A 23848-nucleotide genomic window follows, 5' to 3' on the forward strand; every position below is an offset into this window, starting at 1 on the left:
GTCGCCGGGTAGCGAGTGCTACCCGGCGACAGTAGAGCGTCGAACGTCAGGTACGGACGAGGCCGGTGGCGTAGCCGATGATGCCGAGGATCAGGAAGGCGATACCGCCGATCCAGGCCACCTTGGCCAGCGTGTCCGACTGGCCCTGCTCGCGGTACTTGCTCTGCGCGAACAGACCCAGGCCGATCGCGGCCGGGGAGCAGCAGAACCAGCAGACGATGCCGATGATCGACAGGATCATCGGGGTGTTGCTCGGCGCAGCCTGTGCACCGTAGCCGTAGCCGGCGTTCTGGCCGCCCGGGTAGGCGCCGTAGCCACCGGCTGCCGGCTGACCCGGCTGCTGGCCGTAGCCAGGCTGCTGCTGGCCATAGCCCGGCTGCTGCGGGGGCTGCTGGCCGTAGCCGGGCTGCTGCTGCCCATAACCGGGCTGCTGCGGCGGCTGCTGGCCGTACTGCCCGGGCTGACCCGGGTAGGAACCAGGCTGCTGCTGGCCGTAGCCAGGCTGGCCGTACTGCCCCGGCTGGCCGCCCGGAGTCTGGCCAGGAGTGTCCTGGGGGTCGTTCTGGTCATCGCCGGGAGGCGTCGGAGTGCTCACCACAGTCCCTTCTGAGACATCGAAGAATCCCCGCAGACTATCTGGGCCACGGGTTCAGGGTCACGTACCCCCGCCGTCAGGCGGAGGTACGTGATTCTCCGTGATCAGCCGAAGCGGCCGGTGATGTAGTCCTCGGTGGCCTTCTCGGTCGGATTCGAGAAGATCTGCTTGGTGGCAGCCATCTCGATCAGCCGGCCCGGCTTCCCGGTCGCGGCCAGGTTGAAGAACGCCGTCTGGTCCGAGACCCGGGCCGCCTGCTGCATGTTGTGCGTGACGATCACCACGGTGAACTTGTCCTTGAGCTTCTCGATCAGGTCCTCGATCGCCAGCGTGGAGATCGGGTCCAGGGCCGAGCAGGGCTCGTCCATCAGGATCACCTCGGGCTCGACCGCGATCGCCCGGGCGATACACAGCCGCTGCTGCTGACCACCGGACAGGCCGGCCCCCGGCTTGTCCAGGCGGTCCTTGACCTCGTTCCACAGGTTGGCGCCCTTGAGGGACGCCTCGACCACCTCGGTGAGCTTCTTGCGGTCCTTGACGCCGTTCAGCTTCAGGCCGCTCGCGACGTTGTCGAAGATCGACATCGTCGGGAACGGGTTCGGCCGCTGGAACACCATGCCGACGACCCGCCGTACGGCGACCGGGTCGACACCGGTCGCGTACAGGTCCTGCTGGTCCAGCAGCACCTTGCCCTCGACTCGGGCCCCCGGGATCACCTCGTGCATCCGGTTCAGGGTCCGCAGGTAGGTGGACTTGCCGCAGCCGGACGGGCCGATGAACGCCGTGACCGAGCGGGGCTCGATCGTCATCGACACATCCTCGACGGCCTTGAAATCGCCGTAGTAGACGTTGAGGCCGCTGACCTCGATGCGCTTAGCCATATCGACTCAGAACCTCTCTGACTATTTCGACTTGATGGTGCTGAACCGGGCAACCAGCCGGGCCAGCAGGTTGAGGGCAAGGACGAGCAGGATCAGCGTCAGGGCGGCCGACCAGACCCGGTCCGCGGCCGGCTGCAGCGCCAGCTCGGTCCGGTCCTGGTTGATCATCGTCGGCAGTGCGCCCATGAAGCCGTCGAACGGATTCAGGTTGATGTTCTTGGAGTAGCCGACCAGGATCAGCAGCGGCGCGGTCTCACCCATCACCCGGGCCAGACCGAGCATCACGCCGGTGACGATGCCGCCGAACGCGGTCGGCACGACCACCTTCAGGATCGTCTTCCACTTCGGCACCCCGAGCGCGTACGACGCCTCCCGGAGCTCGTCCGGGACCAGCTTCAGCATCTCCTCGGTGGAGCGCAGCACGACCGGCAGCATCAGCAACACGAGCGCGAGCGACACCGCGAACCCGACCCGGTTGAAACCGAAGATCGTGATCCAGACCGCGTAGATGAACAGGGCGGCGACGATCGACGGGACACCGGTCAGGATGTCGACCATGAAGCTGACCGCCCGGGCAGCCTTGGTGCCCTTGCCGTACTCGACCAGGTAGACCGCGCCGAGCACTGCGATCGGGACCGCGATCACCGCGGTGATCAGCGCCATGATCAACGTGCCCATGATCGCGTGGTACGCACCACCGCCTTCGCGGCGGACGGTGACACCGCGCTGCGACTGGCTCCACCAGTCGGCGCTCAGGAGCAGGTGATAGCCCTTGCTGACAACGGTCCAGAGGATCCAGATCAGCGGGATCAGTGCGATCACGAACGCTGCCACGATCAACACGGTCGCCAGAACGTTCTTGAAGGCACGGGCCCCGGACTTGCCGCTCAGGTCCAGTTCTTTGCCGTCGTACGCCGGCTTGTTCTCGACGATGGCCGTCATACTGACGCTCCTTCGGTGGCGCGGCGGTTGCGGCGCGGACGCTTGGCGCCGGGCGCGCTGCGCGCGACGATCAGGCGGGCCGCGGAGTTGACCAGGAACGTGACGACGAACAGCACCAGGCCGGCCGCGATGAACGCGCCGGTCTTCTCCGGGGTGTCGAACTCGGCCGCGTTGTTGGCGATCTTCGACGCGAAGGTCTCGCCACCGGCGAAGATCGACGAGTTCCACGGGTCGTTGCCGTTCGGCACCGTCAGGATGATCATCACCGCGACGGTCTCACCGAGTGCCCGGCCGAGACCGAGCATCGCGGCGCTCGTCACCCCGGAGCGTCCGTACGGCAGGACTGCCATCCGGATCATCTCCCACTTGGTGGAGCCGAGCGCCAGGGCGCCCTCGCGGTGCGCGATCGGGGTCTGCGCGAAGATCTCCCGGCTGATCGCGGTGACCACCGGCAGGATCATGATCGCCAGCACCACCGAGATCGTGAAGATCACTCCGACGTTGTCGCCGATCGGCTTCTCGAACAACGGGATCCAGCCGAGCGCGGCGGACAGGCCGTTGATCACCGGCAGCAGGATCGGGGCGAAGAACAGCAGGCCCCACAGGCCGTACACGATCGACGGTACGGCGGCCAGCAGGTCGACGGCGTGCGCGACCGGGGTGGCGATCCGCCGCGGCGCGTAGTACGTGACGAACAGCGCGACGCCGATCGCGATCGGAACCGCGATCAGCATCGCGATGATCGAGCTGATGATCGTCGTGTAGAACAGCGCCGCGATCCCGAACTTGGGATCGGAGCCACCCGGCTCCCAGACGCGGGAGAACAGGAAGCTGGTGTTGTTGTCGGCCAGCGAGGGGATCGCCAGCGCCAGCAGGAAGATGCCGACGAACGCCACGATCACGACCACCAGGCCGCCGGATCCGTGCGCCAGGCCGGAGAACAACCGGTCGCCGAGGTGACCGACCGGGCCGAGGTCGAGCTTCTTCTTGCTCTCCTCCGGCTCCGGGGCCGCGGGGCGCCCGTCGTCGTTCTCGTCGGTCAACGTCTCGAAGTGCACGGCGGCCGGGCCGGTGGTGTCGACCACGTCCTCGATCCGTGGTTCTCCTCCGGAGGCGGCCGGTTCCGCCGGCCGGTCGGGCGGTTCCGTGCCGTCTGGACTACTCATTGATGGTGCTCCAAGCGCCTGGGGTCGTCGTGGGGCTGTGCGCGGTGCGGGGTGACGCGGCGAAGCCCCGGCCGTCCTCCGAGGAACTCGGGACCGGCCGGGGCTCGCCTCACTGCAACTTCTTCGTCAGCGGATCGGCTTGATCAGCTGATCGTCTGGATGGCCGCGTCGACCTTGGTCCGGATCTCCTCCGGCAGCGGCGCGTAGTTCAGCTCGGTCAGGGCGCCCTGGCCGTCCTTGCCGGCGAAGTAGGTCAGGAAGCTCTTCACCAGCGCGGTCTTCTCGGCCGGCAGGCCCTTGCTGCAGGCGATCTCGTAGGTGACCAGGATGATCGGGTAGGCACCCGCCTCCTTGGTCGCGTAGTCCAGCTTCATCGACAGGTCGGACCCGGTACCGGCCGGCTTCGCGGCGGCCAGCGCCTTACCGGCGGTCTCGGCGGTCAGCTCGACCGGCGCACCCGACCCGTTGTCGATCTGGGCGACGCCGAGCTTGTTGTCGACGGCGTACGACCACTCGACGTACGTGATCGAGTTCTTGGTGCTCTTGACGCCCTCGGCGACACCCGCGGACTTCTCCTTGCCCGCACCGGTGCCGGTCCACTTCTTGGCCGGCTCACCCTTCCAGGCGGCACCACCGGCAGCCTTCAGGTACTTGGTGAAGTTCTCCGTGGTGCCGGACTCGTCCGAGCGGAAGAACACCGAGATCGGGGCCGACGGCAGCGTGACGCCCGCGTTCAGCTTGGCGATCGCCGGGTCGTTCCAGGTCTTGACGGTCCCCTGGAAGATCTGGGCGGCGGTCGCACCGTCGAGAACGAGCTTCGGCAGCCCGTCGACGTTGTAGGCGATCGCGACCGGGCCGATCACCATCGGCAGGTTGAGCGCCGGGTTGGTGGCGCAGCGCTTCGCGGCCTGGGCGGCCTCGCTCTCGCCGCCGTCCTTGGCCTCGGTCTTCAGCGCCGAGTCCGAACCGGCGAAGTCGACCTGGCCGTTGTTGAACTGCTTGATGCCCGCGCCGGACCCGGTCGGGTTGTAGTTCACCGTGACCTTGTCGCAGGACTCGTTGTACTTGCTGATGACCTCTTCGATCGCGTTCTTCTGCGCCGACGAGCCCTCGGCGTTCAGCGTGCCCTGCGGGCACTCGGCGCCGGTCGAGGACGAACCCGTGCTCGGGCTCGAGGAGCCGGACGGCTCCGGGTCACTGCCACAGGCGCTCAGAGCGAGCACACCGAGGGATGCCACGGCGACCGAGCCGACGCGGACCAGACGATTCACGAACACGAGAGTGTTGCCCTTCTGCGGGAATCAGACTTCTGAACTTCCACAGACGGTAGGGAGACCAGGTGACTGCCCGGTCCGTCGTCGGTAAACGACCGGTGAACGGTTCCAGCACCGTAAACGACGCCCGGCGTGCCACCAGGCGGCCATCAGGTGAACTGAGTTAACGCCCGTCACTCTCCGTAGATCGAAACGGGCGTTTGCTCACGTTTCGGTAACGCTCAGCATTTCACTCAGTAGACGGTCAAGGTGAAGTACGACGTACTGGTCGCCAGCACCGGGAGCCCGTTCACCTTCACCGGCGGAGTGAGCACACGGTACCGGGTCGTCCCAGCCGGTGCCGTGGCGCGGAACTCGATGCTCACAACCCCCGCCTTCAGCGCCAGCTCGCGTACGTACCGCCACTGCCTGCCATCCCACTTCTGCAGCGCGGCCTTCATGTCCAGCGCGGGCTGCACCTGCACCTTCAGTCCAACCATCCGCCCCGCACGTACCTTCGAGGAGACGATCCCCCGGGTGTAGATCTTCGCGATCGTGTTCGACGACCTGGCGGAGGTCGACGCGGCCGGTGTCAGCTTGATCTCCGACTGCTCGATCTTCTTCGACGGCAGCACCCACACCCGGTACTGACGCCCGCCCAACGAGGCCATCCCGGTATCGAAGGGCTCGCGCACATCACCGTCGTACCGGCCGTAGGTCTTCCACGGCGCCGCGCTGTTCGGACGCGCCTGCAGCTGCACCAATGGGCTGAAGTTCGTCAGGTTGGTCTTCAAGGTCGTCGTGATGCCGAGCTGCACGCTGTAGGTACCCATCGGCGGCACGACGAACGACGCCGCCATCGTGCCCACCTGGACCTTGCGCTCGAGCCACGGCCCATCACCGTTGGACAGGTACGACTCGCGCCACTCGTTCCCGGCGTACAACGTGATCGTCGCGGGCCGCGGCCGCGGCGGCACCGTGTACGAGGTTGCCCCGGCCGGAATCACCATCCGCTCCTTCGGCAACCCCGGTACGGCGACTTGGGCGCCCAGGTAGGTGTCCGAAGCCGGCCGGTCGAGCGGGTCACCAGGATTCGTGTCCACCACCGCCGGCTGCGTCCACCGCCCCAGCCGCACCGACCCGTCAGCCAGCAGATCCGCATCCTCGATGATCGGATAAACCGGGATCCGGCTGTCGAACTCCACACTCGTTGCCGACGGCCCGTTCTGCCCGTCCGCCGTCCGAGCGATGACCCGGATCTGGACACGATCCTTGTCGAAGAACTTCGACCTATCGATCAGAAGCTCATTGGCCCCACCCACTGCGGTCCTGCCACTCGTCTGCACCAACCCGGTCCCCGGGTACGCCGTCCAGATCTCGTTCGCGTCCCCGTTGTCCGCCCAGCTGACCCGAACCTTGTCCCCGGCCCACGCCACCTGCACATCTGTCGGCGCTTCCGCAGCCCAAGCAGGACTGGCCAAACCCGCAGTCAGCAAGAGCGCGGCACTACCGATAGCAACTGGCTTACGCATGAATATGGCTTCCTAGCGGATCGTGAGAGTGAAGGGCTTGCTGGTGGTGGCAAGGACGGGGAGCCCGCTCACCGTGACGGGCGGCGTCGCGATCCGGAAGGTCGTCGTACCGCGCCTGGTCGCCTTGATCGGCACGATCGCGATGCCCTTCTTCAGCGGCACCGCCCGCACGTAACGCCACTGCTTCCCGTTCCAGCTCTGCAACGCGGCGGTCATGTCGATCGCCGGCTGCACGCGCACGTTCAGCTTGGTTGTCTGGCCGACCAGCAGGCGGCTCGGCTCGAATCGCGTGATGATCATGTTCGCGACCGTCCGCGACGACTTGGCCGCCGTCGACGTCGCGGCGCTCAGGGTGATGTCCCCGTTGTGCGCCTTCTGCGCCGGTACCCACAAGCGGTACTGCCGACCGCCGAGCGAGCTCATCGGCGTCTGGACCGGGTCCACTGTGTCGGCGCCGAAGCGGCCGTAGGTTTTCCACGGTGCGGAACTGTTCGCCCGTGCTTGCAACTGCACGGTGATCCCGCTTTCACCATGCTCGGCGCAGTCGCAGTAGAACAAGTCCAGCGTGCTCATGATGTCGAGGTAACGGCCGTACGACTCCAGAGCCGGGACGGACATCCCGGCACTCATGACGCCGACCCGAACCCACCGACCTTCCGGAATCCAGCTGATCCATTCGTTGCCGGAAGACATCCGCAGAGTCATCGGCCGCTGTCGCGGCGGCACGGTGAACTCCGTGGCCCCGGCGGGGAGCAGGAACTCCTCCTTAGCCCCCTTGGCGGGCGTCAGGGTGATCTTCAGCCACTCGTCGGACAACGGCCGATCCAGTGGATCGTTCGGCGTCTGGTCGACACCGATCGCCGGCTGGGTCCACTTCATCGCGACCGAGCCGTCCGCGAGCAGGGTGGCGTCCTGGACCACCGGGTGCGTCGCCCACCGCGCGTCGAACCACGCCGAAGGCGTCGGCGTACTCTGCTCGCCGTCTTTCTTCGTGGTCACCGTGACCCGAACCCGGTTGTCGTCCACCAACCTGTTCGCGAACGCCTCGTTCGGCGCACCCGCTTCCGTGAACTCGAGCACCTGCGTCAGCGGCCGATCCGGATACTCGACCCGAACCGTATTCGCCTCGCCCACGTCCTGCCAGCTGATCCGAACCCGCCCATCCACCCACGCCACCTGCACGTCGGTAGGTGCATCCGGAACCGCAGCCCAAGCCGGCGTGGAAAGACCCGCGGTCAGCAGAACGGCAGTGGTGCCAAGAGCAACTAACTTGCGCATGAGATCCCTAGCGGACGGTGAGAGTGAAGGGCTTGCTGGTGGTGGTTTCGATGGGGAGCCCCTTGTAGATGATGCGGGGGACCAAGATCCGGTACTTCGTCGTCGTGCCGCGGCCGGCGGCGCGGATCGGGATGGAGGCGGCACCGTGGATCAGCTTGATGTCGCGGACGTAACGCCACTGCTTGCCGTCCCAGCGCTGCAGAGCGGCGAGCTTGTCGACCAGCGGCCGCGCTTCGACGTTCAGCTTCACGGTCGCGCTGACCGGGGCGGTCGAAGGAACGAAGCCGGTCTTGACGAAGTTCGACAACGTCAGCGAGGTCCTCGGGGCGGTCGACAGTGGGCGCATGACCTCGTACTGCTTGTTGACGTTGGAGTACCAGGAATTCTCGGGGACCCAGACGCGGTACTGCCGGCTGCCGACCAAGCCGTCGCTCAGATCGATCGCCGTATTGACCGGGCCTGCGTTCGACTTGACAACCTGCCACGGGGCCGAGCTGTTCGGTCGCGCCTGGAGGTCGACGCCGACCCCAGCGATCTCCGGGTTCAGATCCTCCGCGCACGCACAGAGGAACCGATGCACCGTCGCCATGGGTACGGCGTGGGCGCCGAACACCTTGGTGGGATTGACCGGAGCGTCCACCCGCGTGATCCCGACCCGGACCCGTGGCCCCGTCTGAGCCGACGTACCCCACTCATTGCCGGAGGAGATCGTGATCGTCGACAACTGCGGTGGTGCGGGCACTGCGAAGTACTGGTTGTCGTCCAGCGGCATCGGGTAGTGCTGCTGCGCCGTGCCCGGTCCGGCGACGGTGGCCTTCAGCCAGGTCGCGTCCGTCCGGTCCAAGGGGTCGCCGGGGTTCTCGTCGTCGACCGTCCCTTGCGCCCACACCAGCTCGACCGAGGAATCCGGCCGCATCTGCGGATGGCGCATATCGGGCCTGGCCGGCCGCAAGGTGTCGAAGGTCCGGCTGTAGCCCCGCAGTGCACTTTCGTTGCCCTCAGCATCGATTGCACCCACCATGATCTGAGCCCTGGAGCTGGCCGGGAAACTCGAAGCCGGAACCAGCACCTCGTTGGCGTCCGCAGCAGCCACACGCGCCAGCACCGTCTCGCGGCCGGCGGCAAACCCCCAAACGACATTCGCCTCGCCCTGATCCAGCCAGGTGACGCGAATCTGATCCCCAGCCCACGAGACCTGCACACCGGTCGGCTCCGGTGGCCGCTCGGCCCACGCCGGCGCAATCATCCCGCCACTCAGGAGCACAACGGAGGCCGCGAGTACGGCGTACTTGCGCATGTCAGCGCACCGTCAGCGTGAACGGCTTGCTGGTGCTGACTTCCACCGGAAGGCCGTTGACCTTCAGCGGCGGAGTGGCGATTCGGTACTTCGTGGTCGTCCCGCGGCCCGCGGCGCGGATCGGGATGGAGGCGTTGCCCTTGCTGTCCAGCTGGACGGCTCGCAGGTACACCCACTTCTTGCCGTCCCACTTCTGCAGAGCCGCCTTCATCGCGAGGTGCGGCTCGACGTTGACGATCAGCTTCACCGTCGCGCTCACCTGGGCCGTCGCCGGGGAGAACCCGGCGCGGTAGATCGCGGTGTTGCGCCGGATGAACTTCGCGGACGTCGAAGCGGGCGGCGTCACCAGGAGCACGTCATCCCGCATGTGCTCGGTCGCCGCGACCCACAGCCGGTACTCCCGGCCGCCGGAGGCGCCGGTGTAGGCCGCGATGGCTGTGCCTGGCTTGTAGGCGCCAACGCCGCTACCGATCGTCTGCCACGGCGCGGAGCTGTTCGGCCGGACCTGGACGTCGAAGTTCTCGCTGGCGGACGGCGGGATCTCCGACATCTGCAGGGTGCCCTTGAAGCTGAAACCAGGGAAGGACGTCATCGCCGGGAGAGTGGACGACACGCGCATGGTCCCGACCCGGGCGGTCTGGTAGTCACGAGCAGGCGCGACTCCCCACTCGTTCCCGGCAGACAGCTTGATCGTCACCACACCCGCGGGGACCGGTACGTGCGCCATGTGCGTACCGGCCGGGATCAGGGTCTCCGTCTGCTGGCCGGCGGCCGGTCCGGTCACGGTGGCCTTCAGCCACTCACCGTCCGGCTTGTCCATGATGTCGTTCGGAGTGTCGTCCGCGACCTCGTCCTGATTCCACCGCAGTCGCACCGAAGTGGCGGACAGCGACGAGGCTTGGAACAACATCGGCTTGGCGACCTGGCGGCTGTCGAACAGCGGACTGTTGCCCCAACCGCTCGTCCCTCCGTCGGCCGCGTCCGACCACACTCCGATGCGAGCATCGCTCCGGTCCCGGAAGATGCTGGGGCTGAGGAGGATTTCGTTGGGTGCGTCGGCCGTCGTCTTCCCGGCGTAGACGCCTTGGTCGGCATAGCGAATGTTGAGCCCATTGGCCTCGCCGTTGTCTTTCCAGGTGACGCGGACCTTGCCGTCCTCGGTCCAGGAGACCTGTACGTCGGTCGGCGCCTCAGGGGCGGCCCAGGCGGTGCCGGACAGACCGGCGGTGAGGAGGGCGACGGCGGCCGTCGTGGCCAGTGTTTTGCGCATGTGCTGGGTTCCTAGCGGACGGTGAGAGTGAAGGGGGCGCTGGTGCTGGCTTCGATCGGGAGGCCGTTGAGCAGCAGCTTGGGCGTGAGGATGCGGTACTTCGTGGTGGTGCCTCGGCCGGCGGCGCGGAGGGCGATGTCTGCGTGGCCCTTGGTCAGGCGTACTTCGCGGGCGTAGCGCCACTGCTTGCCGTCCCAGCGTTGCAGGGCCGCTTTCATGTCGACCTGCGGTGACAGCTGCACGATCAGCCTGACGGTCGCACTCACCGGCGCCGATGCCGGGAAGATCCCGACCTTGCCGAAGTGCGCCGACGTGAGCGACGTTTTCGCCGACGTCGAGGCGGGGGCCGTGACCTCGATCGCGTGGCCGTCGTCGTAGTACCGCGTGTACGACGGCACCCACAGCCGGTACTGCCGACTGCCCAGCGACCGACTGGGGAGCGGGACCTGCTGACCGTTGGGGCGACTGTTGGAGACGACCGTCTTCCACGGCGCTGAGCTGTTCGGTCGTGCTTGCAGGTCGACCCGGATCGGAGCTGGGTCCGGTGTTGCGGCGCACGCGCAGAAGAACCGGTGCAGCGTGGCACCGAACTGGATGTCCCGGTTGTAGACCTGCTGCGCCGGCATGACCGCGCCGATGCGCATGGTGCCGACCCGGACCCGCGGTCCGTCGCCGGGCGTCGTACCCCATTCGTTGCCGGCCGCAACCGTGATGGACGTGGGTCGCGGCCGGGCCGGGACCGTGAAGCCGGTGGTCTGCGGATCGAGCGGGATCGAGAAGTCTTCTGTCTGCCCGGCACCCGGCCCGGTGACCGTTGCCTTGAACCACTCGGCGTCCGGCCGGTCCAGCGGGTCGTTCGGATCCGGGTCGTCGCTCGTCGGCCGGTTCCACATCAGCCGCACCGACAGGTCGGCGAGCAGGTTCGCGCCCATGACGGTGGCCTTGGTCGGCCGCAGGGTGTCGAAGTGCGGGCTCAGGCCCAGGCCGCTGGTCTGCCCGTCGGACGTCGAGACGACAGAGATCTGTACGTCGGCGCTCGCGTCGAAGTCCGGCGACAACAGCACCTCGTTCACCTGCCCGGCCGTCGTGACCGCGGCCTCGACCGACCGGCCGCCGTACCGGCGCTTGATGACGTTGGCCTCGCCCTGGTCCTCCCACGTCACCCGAATGCTGTCCCCGACCCAGGCCACCCTCACGTTGGTCGGCACCGTAGGCAGGGCTGCCCAGGCCGGCGTGGCCAGGCCGGTGGTCAGGAGTATGGCGGCAGCGGTGGTGGCTGCGAGTTTTCGCATGGGATCCCCAGGTGAGAACGCCTGGTGGTCACCCCTGCCGCCAGTACGTGCAGGAAAAGTAGCGCACGGACTGGCGGATCAAGCAAGTCGAACGGGTTGCAGCTTCGTGCAATTGCTGGGATCAGCGCAGCGTGAAGTTGAAGGTGGGGCTGGTGGTGGCGCTGATGGTGAGGCCGTTGACGGTGATTGCGGGGAGGACGATCCGGTGGCGGTAGGTGCCGGGCTTGTCGACGCCGGCCCGGGCGTGCTTGAGCATGGAGCCCTTGTTGAACTGGACTGCGAAGCCGGGGTCCCACTTGGAGCCGGTCCAGTACTGCAGGGTGCCGCGGACGGTGGCGGCGGGCTGGATCTTGCCCGTGATGTCGACCCTGGTGCCCGTCTTGGCTGCCGCAGGGGTGAAGCGCAGGTCGATGAACTTGATCAAGGTCTTCGAGGATTTGGCCGAGGTTGAGGCGGCCGGGGTGAGTGCGATGACGTTGCCGCTGACAACCTTCCGGGCGGGGACGAACAGCCGGTACTGGCGGTTGCCCAGGGAGGCGATGCCGGTGTCGAAGGCAGTCGTGGTGTTGCCGGCGTACCGGCCGTAGGTCTTCCAGGCGTCGGTGGTCTTGGCGCGGGCTTGGAGTTCGACCTTGATACCGCTCGCCCGCTCTTCGCGGCCTTCGCTGGTGAAGAGGTCGAGGGTGCTCTTGATTCCGAGACGCGCGCCGTACACGGCCGAGGCCGGCACGGTGGTCCCGGCGCCGAGGGTGCCCAGGCGGACGATCTTGGCGTCCAGTGCGCTCGCGCCCCACTCGTTCCACGCGTTCAGCCGGATCGCGGCAGGACGCGCTTGCGCCGGTACGACGCCCGACGTCGTACCGGTGGCGAAGGTGTAGCTGCTGGTGGCGGTGCCTGGCAGGTCAACGGCGGCCTTGACGGATCCGTTGCCCGCGACGTCGAGCGGGTCGTTCGGCGTCGAGTCCGCGGGCGCAGCCAGCGTCCAGCTCAGCGTGGTGGTCAGGTTCGCGGCCAGGTTCGCGTCTTTCAACGCCGGTACGGCGGGACGGTGGGCGTCGAACCACGCCGACTCGGCGCCTTCGCTCAGTACGTCGCCGACCTCGCTCTTGACGATGATGCGGGTCTTGTCCGACTCCTTGAACTGGTACGTCTTCAGCAGGGCCTCGTTCGGCCCGGTCTCCGGCAGTGCCATCGCGATGAATGGCGCCTCGCCTTCCTTCTCGATGTAGACGACGCTGCGGGTGTTGTCGTCCTTCCAGGTGACCCGGATGTCTTCTCCGGCCCAGCCGATGGTGAGGTCGGTCGGCGCGTCCGGGGTCGCGGCGAAGGCCGGGGTCTGGAGACCGGCGGCGAGGGCAGCGACAGCAGTAGCCGTCAGGGCAAATCTACGCATGGGAAACCTTTCAAAGGCACGCACCGCCACGGCTGTTGCCATGGCGGTGCGTGGAGAGAGCGTGATCAGCGAATGGTCTGGTTGTAGCCAGGGCTCGTGTTGGCGTTGACGGTCAGGCCGTTCACGACGACCGTGGGCGCGACGACGCGGAGGCGGATGGTGCCGAGCTCGAAGTCGGGTTCACTGCGGTAGTAGTAGGAACCGTTGGTGAGCTGGATCCTGCCGTCGTTGTACCAGGTGTTGGTGTCCCAGTCCCAGTACTGCCAGGTGCCCCTGGCTGTCACGGCGGGCAGGATCTTCAGCGAGAAGGTCCAGCGGGTACCGGGCCGGCCGACCGTCGGGTTGAAGCCACCACTGACGATCTTGACCAGCGTCGTGGAGGACTTGGCCGACGTGGAGGCGGCCGGGGTCAGCGCGATGACGTTGCTGAGGGCAACTTTTCGGGCGGGCAGCCAGAGCCGGTACTGGCGGTTGCCGAGGGAGGCGATGCCGGTGTCGAAGGCGCTGGTCGTGTTGCCGGTGTAGCGGCCGTAGGTCTTCCAGGCGTCGGTGGACTTGGCGCGGGCCTGCAGCTCGACCTTGACGTCGCTGGCGCGCTCTTCGCGGCCTTCGCTGGTGAAGAGGTCGACGGTGCTCTTGATGGCGAGCCGTGCCGAGTACACGGCCTTCCCGGGAACGGTGATCGCGGCGCCGAGCGTGCCCAGTCGCAGGATCCTGGCGCCCGTCGCGCCCTCGCCCCACTCGTTGACGGCGCTCAGCTTGATCGCCGCCGGACGTGCCACGCGCGGAAGGGTGCCCGACGTGCGGTCGGCAGGGAAGGTGACGGCCTGCGTCGCGGTACCGGGCAGGTCGATGGTGGCCTTGACGGATCCGGGACCGGCGATGTCCAGCGGGTCACCCGGCGTCTGGTCGGCGACACCGGCCAGCGTCCAGGTGATGGCAGCCGCCGAAGTCGCGGTCAGGTTGGCGTCCTTCAAAGCCGGTACGGCGGGACGCCGGGTATCGAAGAGCGGAGTCGCCGTACCGTCGCTGGCCTCTTCGCCGACGACGGCCTTGACGATCAGCCGGACCTTGTCCGATGCGGTGAGCGAGTTGCTCAGCGAGAACTCGTCGCCGCCGTCGGAGGTCACCGATGCGAGCAGGGCGGGCGCGCCGCCGTCGTACTCGACGAAGATCTGGTTGGCCTGGCCGGTGTCTTTCCAGGTCAGGTGGACCTTCCCGGCGGTCCAGCCGACGGTGAGGTCGGTCGGTGCGTCCGGGGCCGCGGCCCAGGCGGGTGCCTGCAGGCCGGCGGTCAGGAGGGCAGCCGTGGCTGCGGTCAGAACGGTTTTACGCATGAGTTCCCCAGGTGAGAGCGCCTGGCGAACCACCCCTGCCGCCAGTGCGTGCAGGAAAAGTAGCGCACGCACTGGCGGGATCAAGCAAGCTCAACGAGTTGCAGCTTCGTGCAATTACCGGATGGTGAGGGTGAAGGCCGAGCTCGTGGTGGCGCTGACGGTCAGGCCGTTGACGAGGACGGCGGGCACGGTGATGCGGAAGCGGGCGGAGCCGGGCTCGTCGCCTGCGCCGCCGTGCTGGAGGGCGTAGCCGTTGTTGAACTGCAGGGGACCGGCGTCGAACCAGGCCTGGCCGTCCCAGAACTGCAGGCGGGCCTTGACGGTCGAGGCGGGCGAGATCCGCGCGGACAGGTCGACGTTGGCGCCGCGGTTGGCGACGGCCGGGGTGAAGCCTGCCGAGATGAACTTGGTCAGCGTCACCGAGGACTTGGCCGACGTGGAGGTGGCCGGGGTCAGCGCGATGACATTGGTGGCGACGATCTTGCGGGCCGGGACCAGGAGCCGGTACTGACGGTTGCCCAGGGAGGCGATGCCGGTCTCGAAGGCGGCCGTGGTGTTACCGGCGTACCGGCCGTAGGTCTTCCAGGCGTCGGTGGTCTTGGCGCGCGCCTGCAGCTCGACCTTGATACCGCTCGCCCGCTCCTCGCGGCCTTCGCTGGTGAACAGGTCGAGGGTGCTCTTGATCGCGAGCCGGGAACCGTAGACGGCGCGCGCCGGCACGGTCATTCCGGCGGCGAGGCTGCCCACGCGCAGAACCTTGACGTCCTGTGCGCTGTCGCCCCACTCGTTGACGGCGCTCAGCTTGATCGCTGCGGGCCGGGCCACGGCCGGAAGCACACCCGAGGTCGCGCCGACGGCGAAGGTGTGGCTGTTGGTCGCGGTACCGGGGAGGTCGATGTTGGCCTTGACCGCTCCGGCGCCGGCGACGTCCAGCGGGTCGCCCGGCGTCTGGTCGGCGACGGCGGCCAGGGTCCAGCTGATGGAGGCAGTCGAGACGGCGACCAGGTTGGCGTCCTTCAGGGCCGGTACGGCGGGACGGCGGGTGTCGAAGACCGGCGTCGCCGTTCCTTCGCTGACCTCGGTGCCGTTGCTGGCCTTGACGATCAGCCGGACCTTGTCCGAGGCGGTGAGCGGGTTGGTCAGGGAGATCTCGTTGCCACCGGCAGCGGTGAGGGACGCGATCAGGCCCGGCGTGCCGCCGTCGTACTCGGCGTAGACCAGGTTGGCGTCGCCGTTGTCCTTCCAGGTCAGGTGGACCTTTCCGTCGACCCAGGCGACGGTCAGATCGGTCGGTGCATCCGGAGCCACCGCGAAGGCAGGGGTCTGCAGACCGACGGACAGGGCGGCGACAGCAGTCACCGCGAGGGCAATTTTGCGCATGTTGATCCTGCTTCTTGTGAGGGGACTAGCGAATGGTGAGGTTGTACGCCGAGCTCGTGGTGGCGTTGACGGTCAGACCGTTGACGACCACCGTGGGGACGGTGACGCGGACGCGGATGCTGACGCGCTCGGTCTCAGGGCCTCCGCGCTCGACGTAGGAGCCCTTGGTGATGGGAAGCGGTCCGGCGTCGAACCACGCCCGGCCGTCCCAGAACTGCAACTTGCCCTGCACGGTCACGGCCGGCTGGATCTTGACCGAGAAGGTCCAGCGGGTACCGATCCGGCCGGTCGACGGGCTGAAGCCACTGCCGGCGTAGTTGATGAAGGTCTTGGAGGACTTCGCCGAGGTCGACGACGCCGGGGTCAGGACGATGACGTTGCCGCTGACAACCTTCCGGGCCGGGACCCACAGCCGGTACTGGCGGTTGCCCAGGGAAGCGATGCCGGTGTCGAACGCGGTGGTCGTGTTACCGGCGTACCGGCCGTAGGTCTTCCAGGCGTCGGTGGTCTTGGCGCGGGCCTGCAGCTCGACCGGGATGGCGCTCGCGCGCTCCTCGCGGCCCGGGCTGGTGAACAGGTCCAGGGTGCTCTTGATGGCGAGCCGAGTCGAGTACGCCGCCGTCGCGGGGACCGTGATCCCGGCGCCCAGCGTGCCTACCTTGACGGTCTTGACGGCCTTGGCCTGGCCCCACGGGTTGCTCGAGTACAGAGTGAACGTGGTCGGACGCGGCTGCGGTACGAACGTGAAGGTCGTCGCCGGGGCCTGGACGAACCCGAGGCTCTCGGTTTTGCCGTTCGGACGCAGGGCGGTGACCTCGACTCCGTCGCGGAGCGGGTCGTCCAGCGGGTCGTTCGGCGTACCGTCCGCAATCGCGGCCTGCGTCCACTTGAGCTGGGTCGACAGGTTCGGCAGCAGGTTCGCGTCCTGGAGCACCGGCGCGGGCAGGACCAAGGTGTCGAACTCCGGCGACAGGCCAGGCTCGCTGAGCTCCTCGGCCACCGCCGCCTTGACGACCAGTTGCACGTGGTCCGCGTGCGCGAAGATGCCCCTCGGCACCAGGACGTCGTTGGCGTCAGCGGCGGCCACCTTGGCGACCTCGAGGAGGGTCGGGTCGTTCTGGTACTTCAGGTAGACGACGTTGGCTTCGCCGTTGTCCTTCCAGGTCAGCTGGACCTTTTCGTCGGCGCCGAAAGCGACCTTCACGTCGGTCGGTGCGTCCGGCGCGGCGGCCCAGGCGGGCGTGGCGAGGCCGGCGGTCAGGAGGGCGGCCGCAGCCGCAGTGGTGGCAGCAACTCTGCGCATGTAGGAACCCCAGGTGAGAAACGCCTGGCGATCACCCCTGCCGCCAGTGCGTGGCTCGGACCATAACAGGTCAACGGTGCAGACCGGAAAACATTTGCATCAACGTGCAAAGGGTCACTCAGCTGGAGAAGTCCTCCGGCGCGACGCCGTCCAGGAACTGGCGGAATCGCTCCAGTTCGGCCTGTTCCTCCTCGGGAGTGGCCACGCCGGCCTCGCGCAGAACCTCTTCTGTACAGCGGATCGGGGTGTTCAGGCGGACTGCGAGCGCCACCGAGTCGCTCGGTCTCGCCGACACCCGCGCACCGTTGTCGAGCAGTAACTCTGCGTAGAAAACCGCGTCCCGTAGTTCGACGATCTCGACCGCTTCCAGCCGCACGCCCCAGGCTTCGATCAGGTCCCGCATCAGGTCGTGGGTGAGTGGGCGGGACGGGCGCAGGCCCTGTTCCTCGTAGGCGATCGCGGTCGCTTCGACCGAGCCGATCGAGATCGGCAGATAGCGGTAACCCTCGGTCTCGCGCAGCATCATCACCGGGGCCCGGTTGGGCGATTCCATCCGGATCCCGATCAGTGTCAGTTCTCGCATCATCGTCATGGTGCGACCTCTCCTCAGACCGGCACCCGGTGGGGCGCCGGTTCCTCGGTAGGAACATACCCGTCGGTTCCAGTGTCACCCGGACACCCCTGCGGCCGCGCCCGGATCGTCACCGAGTCGTGCCGCGACAGCGCGCTGAAAGCGGACGGCCCTACGATCCAGGTCAAATCACTTGCACGGTCAGTTACTGACAAAGCAAGGTAGATCACTTTAAGGTGACAGTGCGTCATCGGCCGCGTCCGGCGACGCCACGTCAGCGTACGGCGAGAGGCTGGGGACCGAATGCCGACAGGTCGGGGGACCTTTGCAGTAAATCAGGCGTGGACCGAGGTGCTGATCGTGGCGCCGAATCGACTGGTCCGCGACGGAGTGCAGACACTGGTCGAGGAGCAGGACCGGTTCCGGGTTGCGGGTGCGGTGGAGAACATCGCGGCCGCGGCCGTCGGGATCCGTTCCGGCCGGACCGATGTGGTGCTCGTGGACACGGCGTACCACGCCGGGATCACGAGACTTCTTCAAGGCCGGGACACGGCCAGCAAACTCAAGGTGGTCGCGCTCGTCACCGGGGACTGTCCACCGGTGAAGCGGCTGCGGGAGTATTTCGCCGCCGGTCTGGACGGAATCGTCTCGAGTGCGGACGACATCACGGTCGGCCTGGTCGCGGTCCGCTCCGGCCTGGCGCCGGACGGCTGGATCAGTCCGACGATCGGCGCCGAGATCCTGCGGGATCCGCCGCCGGCACCCGAGCCGCCAGAACGGTTGCTTGAGGCAATCACACCGAGCGAGTACGCCGTACTGAAGCTGGTCGCCGACGGTCATACCGATCGTGAGATCGCCGGCCGGCTGCAGCGCAGCGAACGCGTGGTCAAGTACCACGTGTCGAACCTGCTCTCGAAGCTGCACGCGCGGAACCGGGCGCACGTCGTCAAGCTGGCAGTTCGGACAGGTCTGCTGGCGATCCCCTGTCCGTCCGACCAGGGCTGACGTGTCCGAACGACACGGGTTCCACGGCCTGCAAGGCGGTTGACTCGATGGCAGGGCCGAACAGCGGCCCGGCACATCGAAACCAGGGGAGGCGCACACCATGCGCGCAATCACGAGAATCACCGTCGGACTCGTCCTGACCACCGGGCTGGGATTCGCCGGCGCATCGCTGGCCGGCGCGGACCGCGGCGACGGCCTGCTGGCCTGTAACTCGGGCGAGATCTGCTTCGCCCAGAACTCCGGTGGGGGCGGCGGCCAGCGGCACTTCTTCTACGGGTCGTCGAACCATGCCAACGAGGGAAACTTCCACAACGGCGTGGTTTTCTACCACAACGCCAGCTCGATCAAGAACCGCGACACCGTCTCGCCGGTCTGCGTCACCGAGTCCGGTGACTGGGTCAACGACAGTTGGCAGTTCCCGTCGCGGTCGACCACCTGGTCGAACTTCGCGTACGACCTGAACGACGAGAACGCCAAGCACAAGCGCGGCCGCTGCTGACCGACCCGACGCGCGGGGGCGGGTTCGCCCGTCCCCGCGGTTGGCCGAAGGGGGACCTGATGCGAGCCATCGCCGTACTGGGTGTGTTGTTGATAGCGACCAGCTGTGCCGCGGAGCCGGCGCCGCGGGCGCCTGAGTTACCACCGTTGCCGGCCGGTGCGCGGCCGTTCGAATTGTTCCGGCGGGCGGATCTGACACTGGTCGATCAGGCCGATCGTGCCTTGTTCCTCGAGTGTCTGGCGGACAACGGGTATCCGCAGGAACGGGCCCTCGGCAACGAATCGGTCGAGGCCGTGACCGGGTTGTCGCGGCCGCCGATCAGTCCGCGGACCGAGGCGGAGGCCCGCAAGTACGGATTCGGTACGGCGTTGCCCGCGGAGCCGGCCACGATCGACCGCAAGGATCCGGCGTTCTTCGCCGTCGCGGATCGGTGCGAGACCACGGCCCGGGAGGCGCTCGGCGTACCGATCGAGGTCGCGGGTTTGCGGGATCGCTATGCACAGCTGGGGAATGCGCTGGTCCAGGATCGGGCCCGGAAGGTCGAGGCAATTCTCGTTGCCTATGGCAAGAAGCTGGTGGCCTGCCTCGCTGGTCGGGGGCATCGGCTGCAGGCCGGAGCGACCTTCAGTGCACGTGGTGATCTGAAGCAGTTCGGGATCACGACCGGTTCTCACGCGCCGGCGAAGCCGACTCCGGTACGGCGCCCCGCGGGGTTGCCGGCCGACGTTCCGTACAAGCCGGCCGTGCCGCCGCGCGAGTACCGGCCGAGTAAGGCCGAGGCTGCGTTCGCGGTCAGCTTCGTCCGGTGTGGCCAGCAGACGGGGCTGTTCGCGGCGATCGATCGCGACGGACTGGCCATCGAGCAGCAGATCGTCGAGAGGCATGTCAGCGAGTTCAGCGGGCTCAACCCGCAGATCGAGGCGCTGGCCGCGAAGTCGAGTGAGGTGCTCAGGGGGCGCTGAAGCGCTCGTAGACCAGACGGCCGTCGGTCAGCCGGTGCGCGACCAGGAAGGCACCTGGGGAGAACTTCCCGACCTTGAGGCCGAGCTCGCGTTGCAATGCGGGAAGCACGGGCCGGTGCGAGCACACGACGGTCACTCGGTCCGACTTCCACGCCCGGTCGCCCAAACCACGCAGGCCGTGCGGGTGGGCCTCGTACCCGCGCTCGGAGATCTCCGGCCAGAGATGCAGGTGCCGGTCGATCGCCTTCGCGTACGGCACCAGTGTGGCGGTGCAGCGCTCGGCGTCGCTGCTGATCAACCGGTCCGCACCGAGAGCAGCCAGTACGTCGCTCAGTCGCTCGGCGACCGCCGTACCGGTCGGGTTGAGTGGGCGGAGCGTGTCCTTGCCATCCCAGTCCTTGCGCTTCACTGCCGCCGCATGCCGCATCAGGACCAGCGTCGCCTCGACGGGCGCCACGACGGCCAGCTCGTCCAGGATGTCGACGTCGCGCGGGTAGCTGAGCCGCGACCGGGCCTGGTCGACCGGCAGCCACTCGATCTCGTCGACCTCGTCGTTCGGCTCGAAGTCGACGCCACCAGTGGGTACGGCGGACCAGTAGTGCACGAGCTTCTGCGCCGTACTGCCGTTCTTGCGGATCGGATAGCGCTGCACACCCAGCGGCGCACCGAGAACGACCTGTACGCCGGTCTCCTCCTCGATCTCACGCCGTGCCGCCAGCAGGATGTGCTCGTGCTGGGTGAGTTTGCCCTTCGGGAGGGACCAGTCGTCGTACCGGGGGCGGTGCACGAGCAGCACCTCACGGATGCCGCGGCGCTCACGCCAGACGACACCACCCGCGGCGATAACCGTCGCCGGGTTGCTCATACGTTCAGCCTAGGTAATCGGGTCGGCAGTTCTGCGGCGGCCACGCGTGGCGATCAGCTTTTCCTGCAGGTCACGAAGCGGCTCACCGTCCGGTCGGGTCAGTCTGGCTTCCCAGGTGTTGTCCGGCTGCAGCCACCAGGACTGAGTGCCCTCGTCGAGGGCCATGTCGAACATCTCGCGGACCTCGCCGATGTGGTCGGTCTCCTTGAGCTGCACCAGGACCTCCACCCGGCGGTCCAGGTTGCGGTGCATCAGGTCGGCCGATCCGATCCAGGCCTCGGGCTCGCCGCCGTTCTCGAACCAGAACACCCGGCTGTGCTCGAGGAACCGCCCCAGGATGCTGCGGACCCGGATGTTGTCCGAGAGCCCCTCGATCCCCGGCCGGATCGTGCAGATGCCGCGGATCCACAGGTCGACCGGTACGCCGGCCTGCGAGGCTCGGTAGAGCGCGTCACACAAGGCCTCGTCGACCAGGCTGTTGACCTTGATCCGCACCCGCGCCGGACGACCGGACAGGTGGTGCTGGATCTCGCGGTTGATGCGCTCCAGCAGACCACGCCGTACAGACTGGGGTGCCACCAGGATCCGGCGGTAGCCCGCGTTGCGAGCGAAACCGGAGAGGTGATTGAACAGGTGGGCGACGTCCTCGGTGACCACCTTGTCGCTGGTCAGCAGGCCGAGGTCCTCATACAGCCGGGCGGTCTTGGGGTGGTAGTTGCCGGTGCCGATGTGGACATAGCGGCGCAGACCATCCGGCTCGTCACGAACCACCATCGAGAGTTTCGAGTGCGTCTTCAGGCCGATCACGCCGTACACGACGTGGCAGCCGGCGTGCTCGAGCTGGCGGGCCCACTTGATGTTCGCCTGCTCGTCGAACCGGGCCTGGATCTCGACCAGCACCAGCACCTGCTTGCCGGCCTCGGCCGCGTCGATCAGAGCATCGACGATGGGGGAGTCACCGGACGTGCGGTACAGCGTCTGCTTGATCGCCAGCACATGCGGATCGGCGGCCGCCTGCTCGATGAAGCGCTGCACGCTGGTCGAGAAGGAGTCATACGGGTGATGAACCAGTACGTCGCGCTGCTTGAGCGCGTAGAACATGTCCGCCGGATTGGACGTCTCCACCTCCGCCAGATGCGGGTGGGTGGACGGGACGAACGCCGGATACTTCAGCTCGGCGCGGTCCAGACCGGCAATCGCGAACAGGCCACGCAGGTCCAGCGGACCGGGCAGCTCGAACACCTCGGCCTCTTTGACACCTAGCTCGGACAGCAGTAGCGCCCGCACCTGCGGATCGATCGACTCCTCGACCTCGAGCCGGACCGGCGGCCCGAACCGGCGGCGCAGCAGCTCCTTCTCGAGCGCCACCAGCAGGTTCTCCGCGTCGTCCTCCTCGACCTCGAGGTCCTCGTTGCGGGTCACCCGGAAGGTGTGGTGCTGGGTGACCTCCATCCCCGGGAACAGCTGGCTGAGGTGGGTCGCGATCACGTCCTCCAGCGGGACGAACCGGCCCTCCGCGACCTGCACGAACCGCGGCAGCAGCGGCGGCACCTTCACCCGCGCGAAGTGCTCACCGCCGGTGTCGGGGTTGCGGACCACGACGGCCAGGTTGAGGCTCAGACCGGAGATGTACGGGAACGGGTGTGACGGGTCGACGGCCAGCGGGGTCAGCACCGGGAAGACGCGGTCCCGGAAGAACCGGGTCATCTCCTCGCGCTCACTCTCCTCCAGATCGACCCAGCGCAGGATGTCGATGCCCTGCTCGGTCAGCGCCGGCTGAACCACCTTGCGCCAGGTGTCGGCCTGGCGGTCCATCAGCTCGCGGCTGCGGGTCAGACTGCGGTCGAGCACCTCACGGGGGAGCAGCCCACTGGCCGCCTTCACCGCGACCCCGGCCGCGATCCGACGCTTCAGACCGGCCACCCGGACCATGTAGAACTCGTCCAGGTTGCTCGCGAAAATGGCCAGGAACTTCGCCCGCTCCAGCAACGGGACCGTGTCGTTCTCGGCGAGCTCGAGGACTCGCTGGTTGAACGCCAGCCAGCTCAACTCACGATCGGAGAAGCGGTCCGCCGGGAGATCACCCGCGGCCGCGATGTCGTACGGCGGTTCTACGTCGTACTCCCGATTGTGGGATGCCAGCAAGTCTCCAGCCACGTTGACCAGCATCCCATCCTTTGATGAACGTCAGGTTGCCGAGGGCATGTCGACGCGCTGGGTGAACTTGTTGCTAGCGTCACTCCTTGTGAACCCTCGACTGGACGCCTTGCTCCGCGGCACCGTGTCCGCCGTACAAGCGAACGCGCTGACGCCGCTCTACGCGCTGCCCACCGCCGTCCGCCGGCGCCTGGCCGGCGCCCCGATCCAGATCGACGGCAACACCTTCGACCCCGAAGTGCAACTGCTCCTGCGCGTGGAGTCATTGTTGCCCGGCACAACCAAAAAGGACGCCGCCACGGCCCGCGCGCACCTGCGCAGCGTGAGCAAACTGATCGCCGGTCACCCCCGCGAGCTACAGCGTGTGACCGACCTCACCGTGCGTGGGGCGGATGGGCAGCTCGGCGCTCGTCTCTATGTGCCTCGCAACGCCGGCCGCGGGCTGCTCGTTTTCTTGCATGGTGGCGGCTGGGTGGTCGGTGACCTCGACACTCACGACTCGCTCTGCCGCACGATCGCGGCCGACGCCGGCATCCGCGTCCTCTCCGTCGACTACCGGCTTGCTCCCGAGGCTCCGGCCCCCACCGCTGCCGAAGACGCCATCGCCGCCTTCACCTGGGCCGTCGAACATGCCGAAGACCTAGCCGTCGACCCCACCCTGATCGCCGTCGGCGGCGACAGCGCCGGCGGCAACCTGGCCGCGGTAGTCGCCCAGCAGTGTGTGGTCCGCGACCTCCCGCGCCCGGCACTCCAGGTGCTCCTCTACCCCGCGGTCGACCTAGTAGGCCGCCGCCCGAGCCGAGACCTCTTCGGGGAGAACTTCCTTCTCACCGAAGAAGACATCCTCTGGTACCGAGACCACTACACCCC

The 23848-nt window shown here is 67.5% G+C and carries 21 protein-coding genes; 4 read left to right on the forward strand and 17 right to left on the reverse strand.

The window, feature by feature from the left end; genetic code table 11:
• Positions 1-46: 46 nt before the first annotated feature.
• From E1261_RS45935 to E1261_RS14200, 15 genes are all read right to left on the reverse strand, one after another.
• A complete protein-coding gene (locus E1261_RS45935) occupies positions 47-595 on the reverse strand; it encodes a DUF4190 domain-containing protein (RefSeq protein ID WP_202874682.1) in 549 nt (182 codons plus the stop codon).
• A gap of 104 nt (positions 596-699) precedes the next feature.
• Positions 700-1476, reverse strand: a complete 777-nt coding sequence (pstB, locus tag E1261_RS14135; RefSeq protein ID WP_132406671.1) for a phosphate ABC transporter ATP-binding protein PstB — start codon at positions 1474-1476, stop codon at positions 700-702.
• Positions 1477-1497: 21 nt separating this feature from the next.
• Positions 1498-2418 carry a phosphate ABC transporter permease PstA gene (gene pstA / locus E1261_RS14140; protein ID WP_132406673.1) on the reverse strand — a complete coding sequence of 307 codons (921 nt, stop codon included), beginning with the start codon at positions 2416-2418 and terminating at the stop codon, positions 1498-1500.
• A complete protein-coding gene (gene pstC / locus E1261_RS14145) occupies positions 2415-3584 on the reverse strand; it encodes a phosphate ABC transporter permease subunit PstC (protein ID WP_238176210.1) in 1170 nt (389 codons plus the stop codon). Before pstC ends, pstA begins: the two co-directional genes overlap by 4 nt.
• Positions 3585-3727: 143 nt before the next feature.
• Positions 3728-4855 (reverse strand): phosphate ABC transporter substrate-binding protein PstS, encoded by a 1128-nt coding sequence (gene pstS, locus E1261_RS14150; RefSeq protein ID WP_202874684.1) that lies wholly within the window; start codon positions 4853-4855, stop codon positions 3728-3730.
• Positions 4856-5091: 236 nt separating this feature from the next.
• Positions 5092-6369, reverse strand: coding sequence for a hypothetical protein (locus E1261_RS14155; protein ID WP_132406677.1), 1278 nt, complete (start codon positions 6367-6369; stop codon positions 5092-5094).
• Positions 6370-6381: 12 nt separating this feature from the next.
• Positions 6382-7647 carry a hypothetical protein gene (locus tag E1261_RS14160; protein WP_238176212.1) on the reverse strand — a complete coding sequence of 422 codons (1266 nt, stop codon included), beginning with the start codon at positions 7645-7647 and terminating at the stop codon, positions 6382-6384.
• 7 nt (positions 7648-7654) lie between these two features.
• A complete protein-coding gene (locus E1261_RS14165; RefSeq protein WP_132406681.1) occupies positions 7655-8944 on the reverse strand; it encodes a hypothetical protein in 1290 nt (429 codons plus the stop codon).
• 1 nt (position 8945) lies between these two features.
• Positions 8946-10214, reverse strand: a complete 1269-nt coding sequence (locus tag E1261_RS14170; protein ID WP_132406683.1) for a hypothetical protein — start codon at positions 10212-10214, stop codon at positions 8946-8948.
• A gap of 11 nt (positions 10215-10225) precedes the next feature.
• Complete coding sequence (locus tag E1261_RS14175; protein WP_132406685.1) at positions 10226-11506, reverse strand: hypothetical protein; 1281 nt, start codon at positions 11504-11506, stop codon at positions 10226-10228.
• A 121-nt stretch (positions 11507-11627) separates the two neighbouring features.
• Complete coding sequence (locus tag E1261_RS14180; protein WP_132406687.1) at positions 11628-12899, reverse strand: hypothetical protein; 1272 nt, start codon at positions 12897-12899, stop codon at positions 11628-11630.
• Positions 12900-12964: 65 nt separating this feature from the next.
• Positions 12965-14236, reverse strand: coding sequence for a hypothetical protein (locus E1261_RS14185; RefSeq protein ID WP_132406689.1), 1272 nt, complete (start codon positions 14234-14236; stop codon positions 12965-12967).
• A 114-nt stretch (positions 14237-14350) separates the two neighbouring features.
• Positions 14351-15616 (reverse strand): hypothetical protein, encoded by a 1266-nt coding sequence (locus tag E1261_RS14190; protein WP_132406691.1) that lies wholly within the window; start codon positions 15614-15616, stop codon positions 14351-14353.
• 25 nt (positions 15617-15641) lie between these two features.
• A complete protein-coding gene (locus E1261_RS14195) occupies positions 15642-16919 on the reverse strand; it encodes a hypothetical protein (RefSeq protein ID WP_132406693.1) in 1278 nt (425 codons plus the stop codon).
• Between the two features lie 118 nt (positions 16920-17037).
• Entirely contained in the window at positions 17038-17511 is a 474-nt protein-coding gene (locus E1261_RS14200; RefSeq protein WP_132406695.1) for a bifunctional nuclease family protein, read from the reverse strand.
• Positions 17512-17850: 339 nt separating this feature from the next.
• On the opposite strand from E1261_RS14200, the gene E1261_RS14205 reads away from it, so the two are divergent.
• The 3 genes from E1261_RS14205 to E1261_RS14215 all read left to right on the forward strand — a co-directional run bounded on the left by E1261_RS14205 (position 17851) and on the right by E1261_RS14215 (position 19956).
• A complete protein-coding gene (locus E1261_RS14205; protein ID WP_165952491.1) occupies positions 17851-18495 on the forward strand; it encodes a response regulator transcription factor in 645 nt (214 codons plus the stop codon).
• A gap of 100 nt (positions 18496-18595) precedes the next feature.
• Positions 18596-18994 (forward strand): hypothetical protein, encoded by a 399-nt coding sequence (locus E1261_RS14210; protein ID WP_132406699.1) that lies wholly within the window; start codon positions 18596-18598, stop codon positions 18992-18994.
• 59 nt (positions 18995-19053) lie between these two features.
• Entirely contained in the window at positions 19054-19956 is a 903-nt protein-coding gene (locus E1261_RS14215) for a hypothetical protein (protein WP_132406701.1), read from the forward strand.
• Here E1261_RS14215 and E1261_RS14220 read toward each other — a convergent pair.
• The gene (locus E1261_RS14220; protein WP_132406703.1) at positions 19943-20821 is read right to left on the reverse strand and encodes an NUDIX hydrolase; all 879 of its coding nucleotides are present in this window, start codon (positions 20819-20821) and stop codon (positions 19943-19945) included. The genes E1261_RS14215 and E1261_RS14220 overlap by 14 nt on opposite strands.
• Positions 20822-20830: 9 nt before the next feature.
• Positions 20831-22990, reverse strand: a complete 2160-nt coding sequence (locus E1261_RS14225) for an RNA degradosome polyphosphate kinase (protein ID WP_132406705.1) — start codon at positions 22988-22990, stop codon at positions 20831-20833.
• Between the two features lie 76 nt (positions 22991-23066).
• Between E1261_RS14225 and E1261_RS14230 the strand changes: the two genes are divergently transcribed.
• A partial coding sequence (locus E1261_RS14230) for an alpha/beta hydrolase (RefSeq protein ID WP_238176214.1) occupies positions 23067-23848 on the forward strand: 782 nt, incomplete at its 3' end.

The organism is Kribbella albertanoniae (assembly GCF_004348455.1).
In the GTDB taxonomy this organism is placed as follows: Bacteria; Actinomycetota; Actinomycetes; order Propionibacteriales; family Kribbellaceae; genus Kribbella; species Kribbella albertanoniae.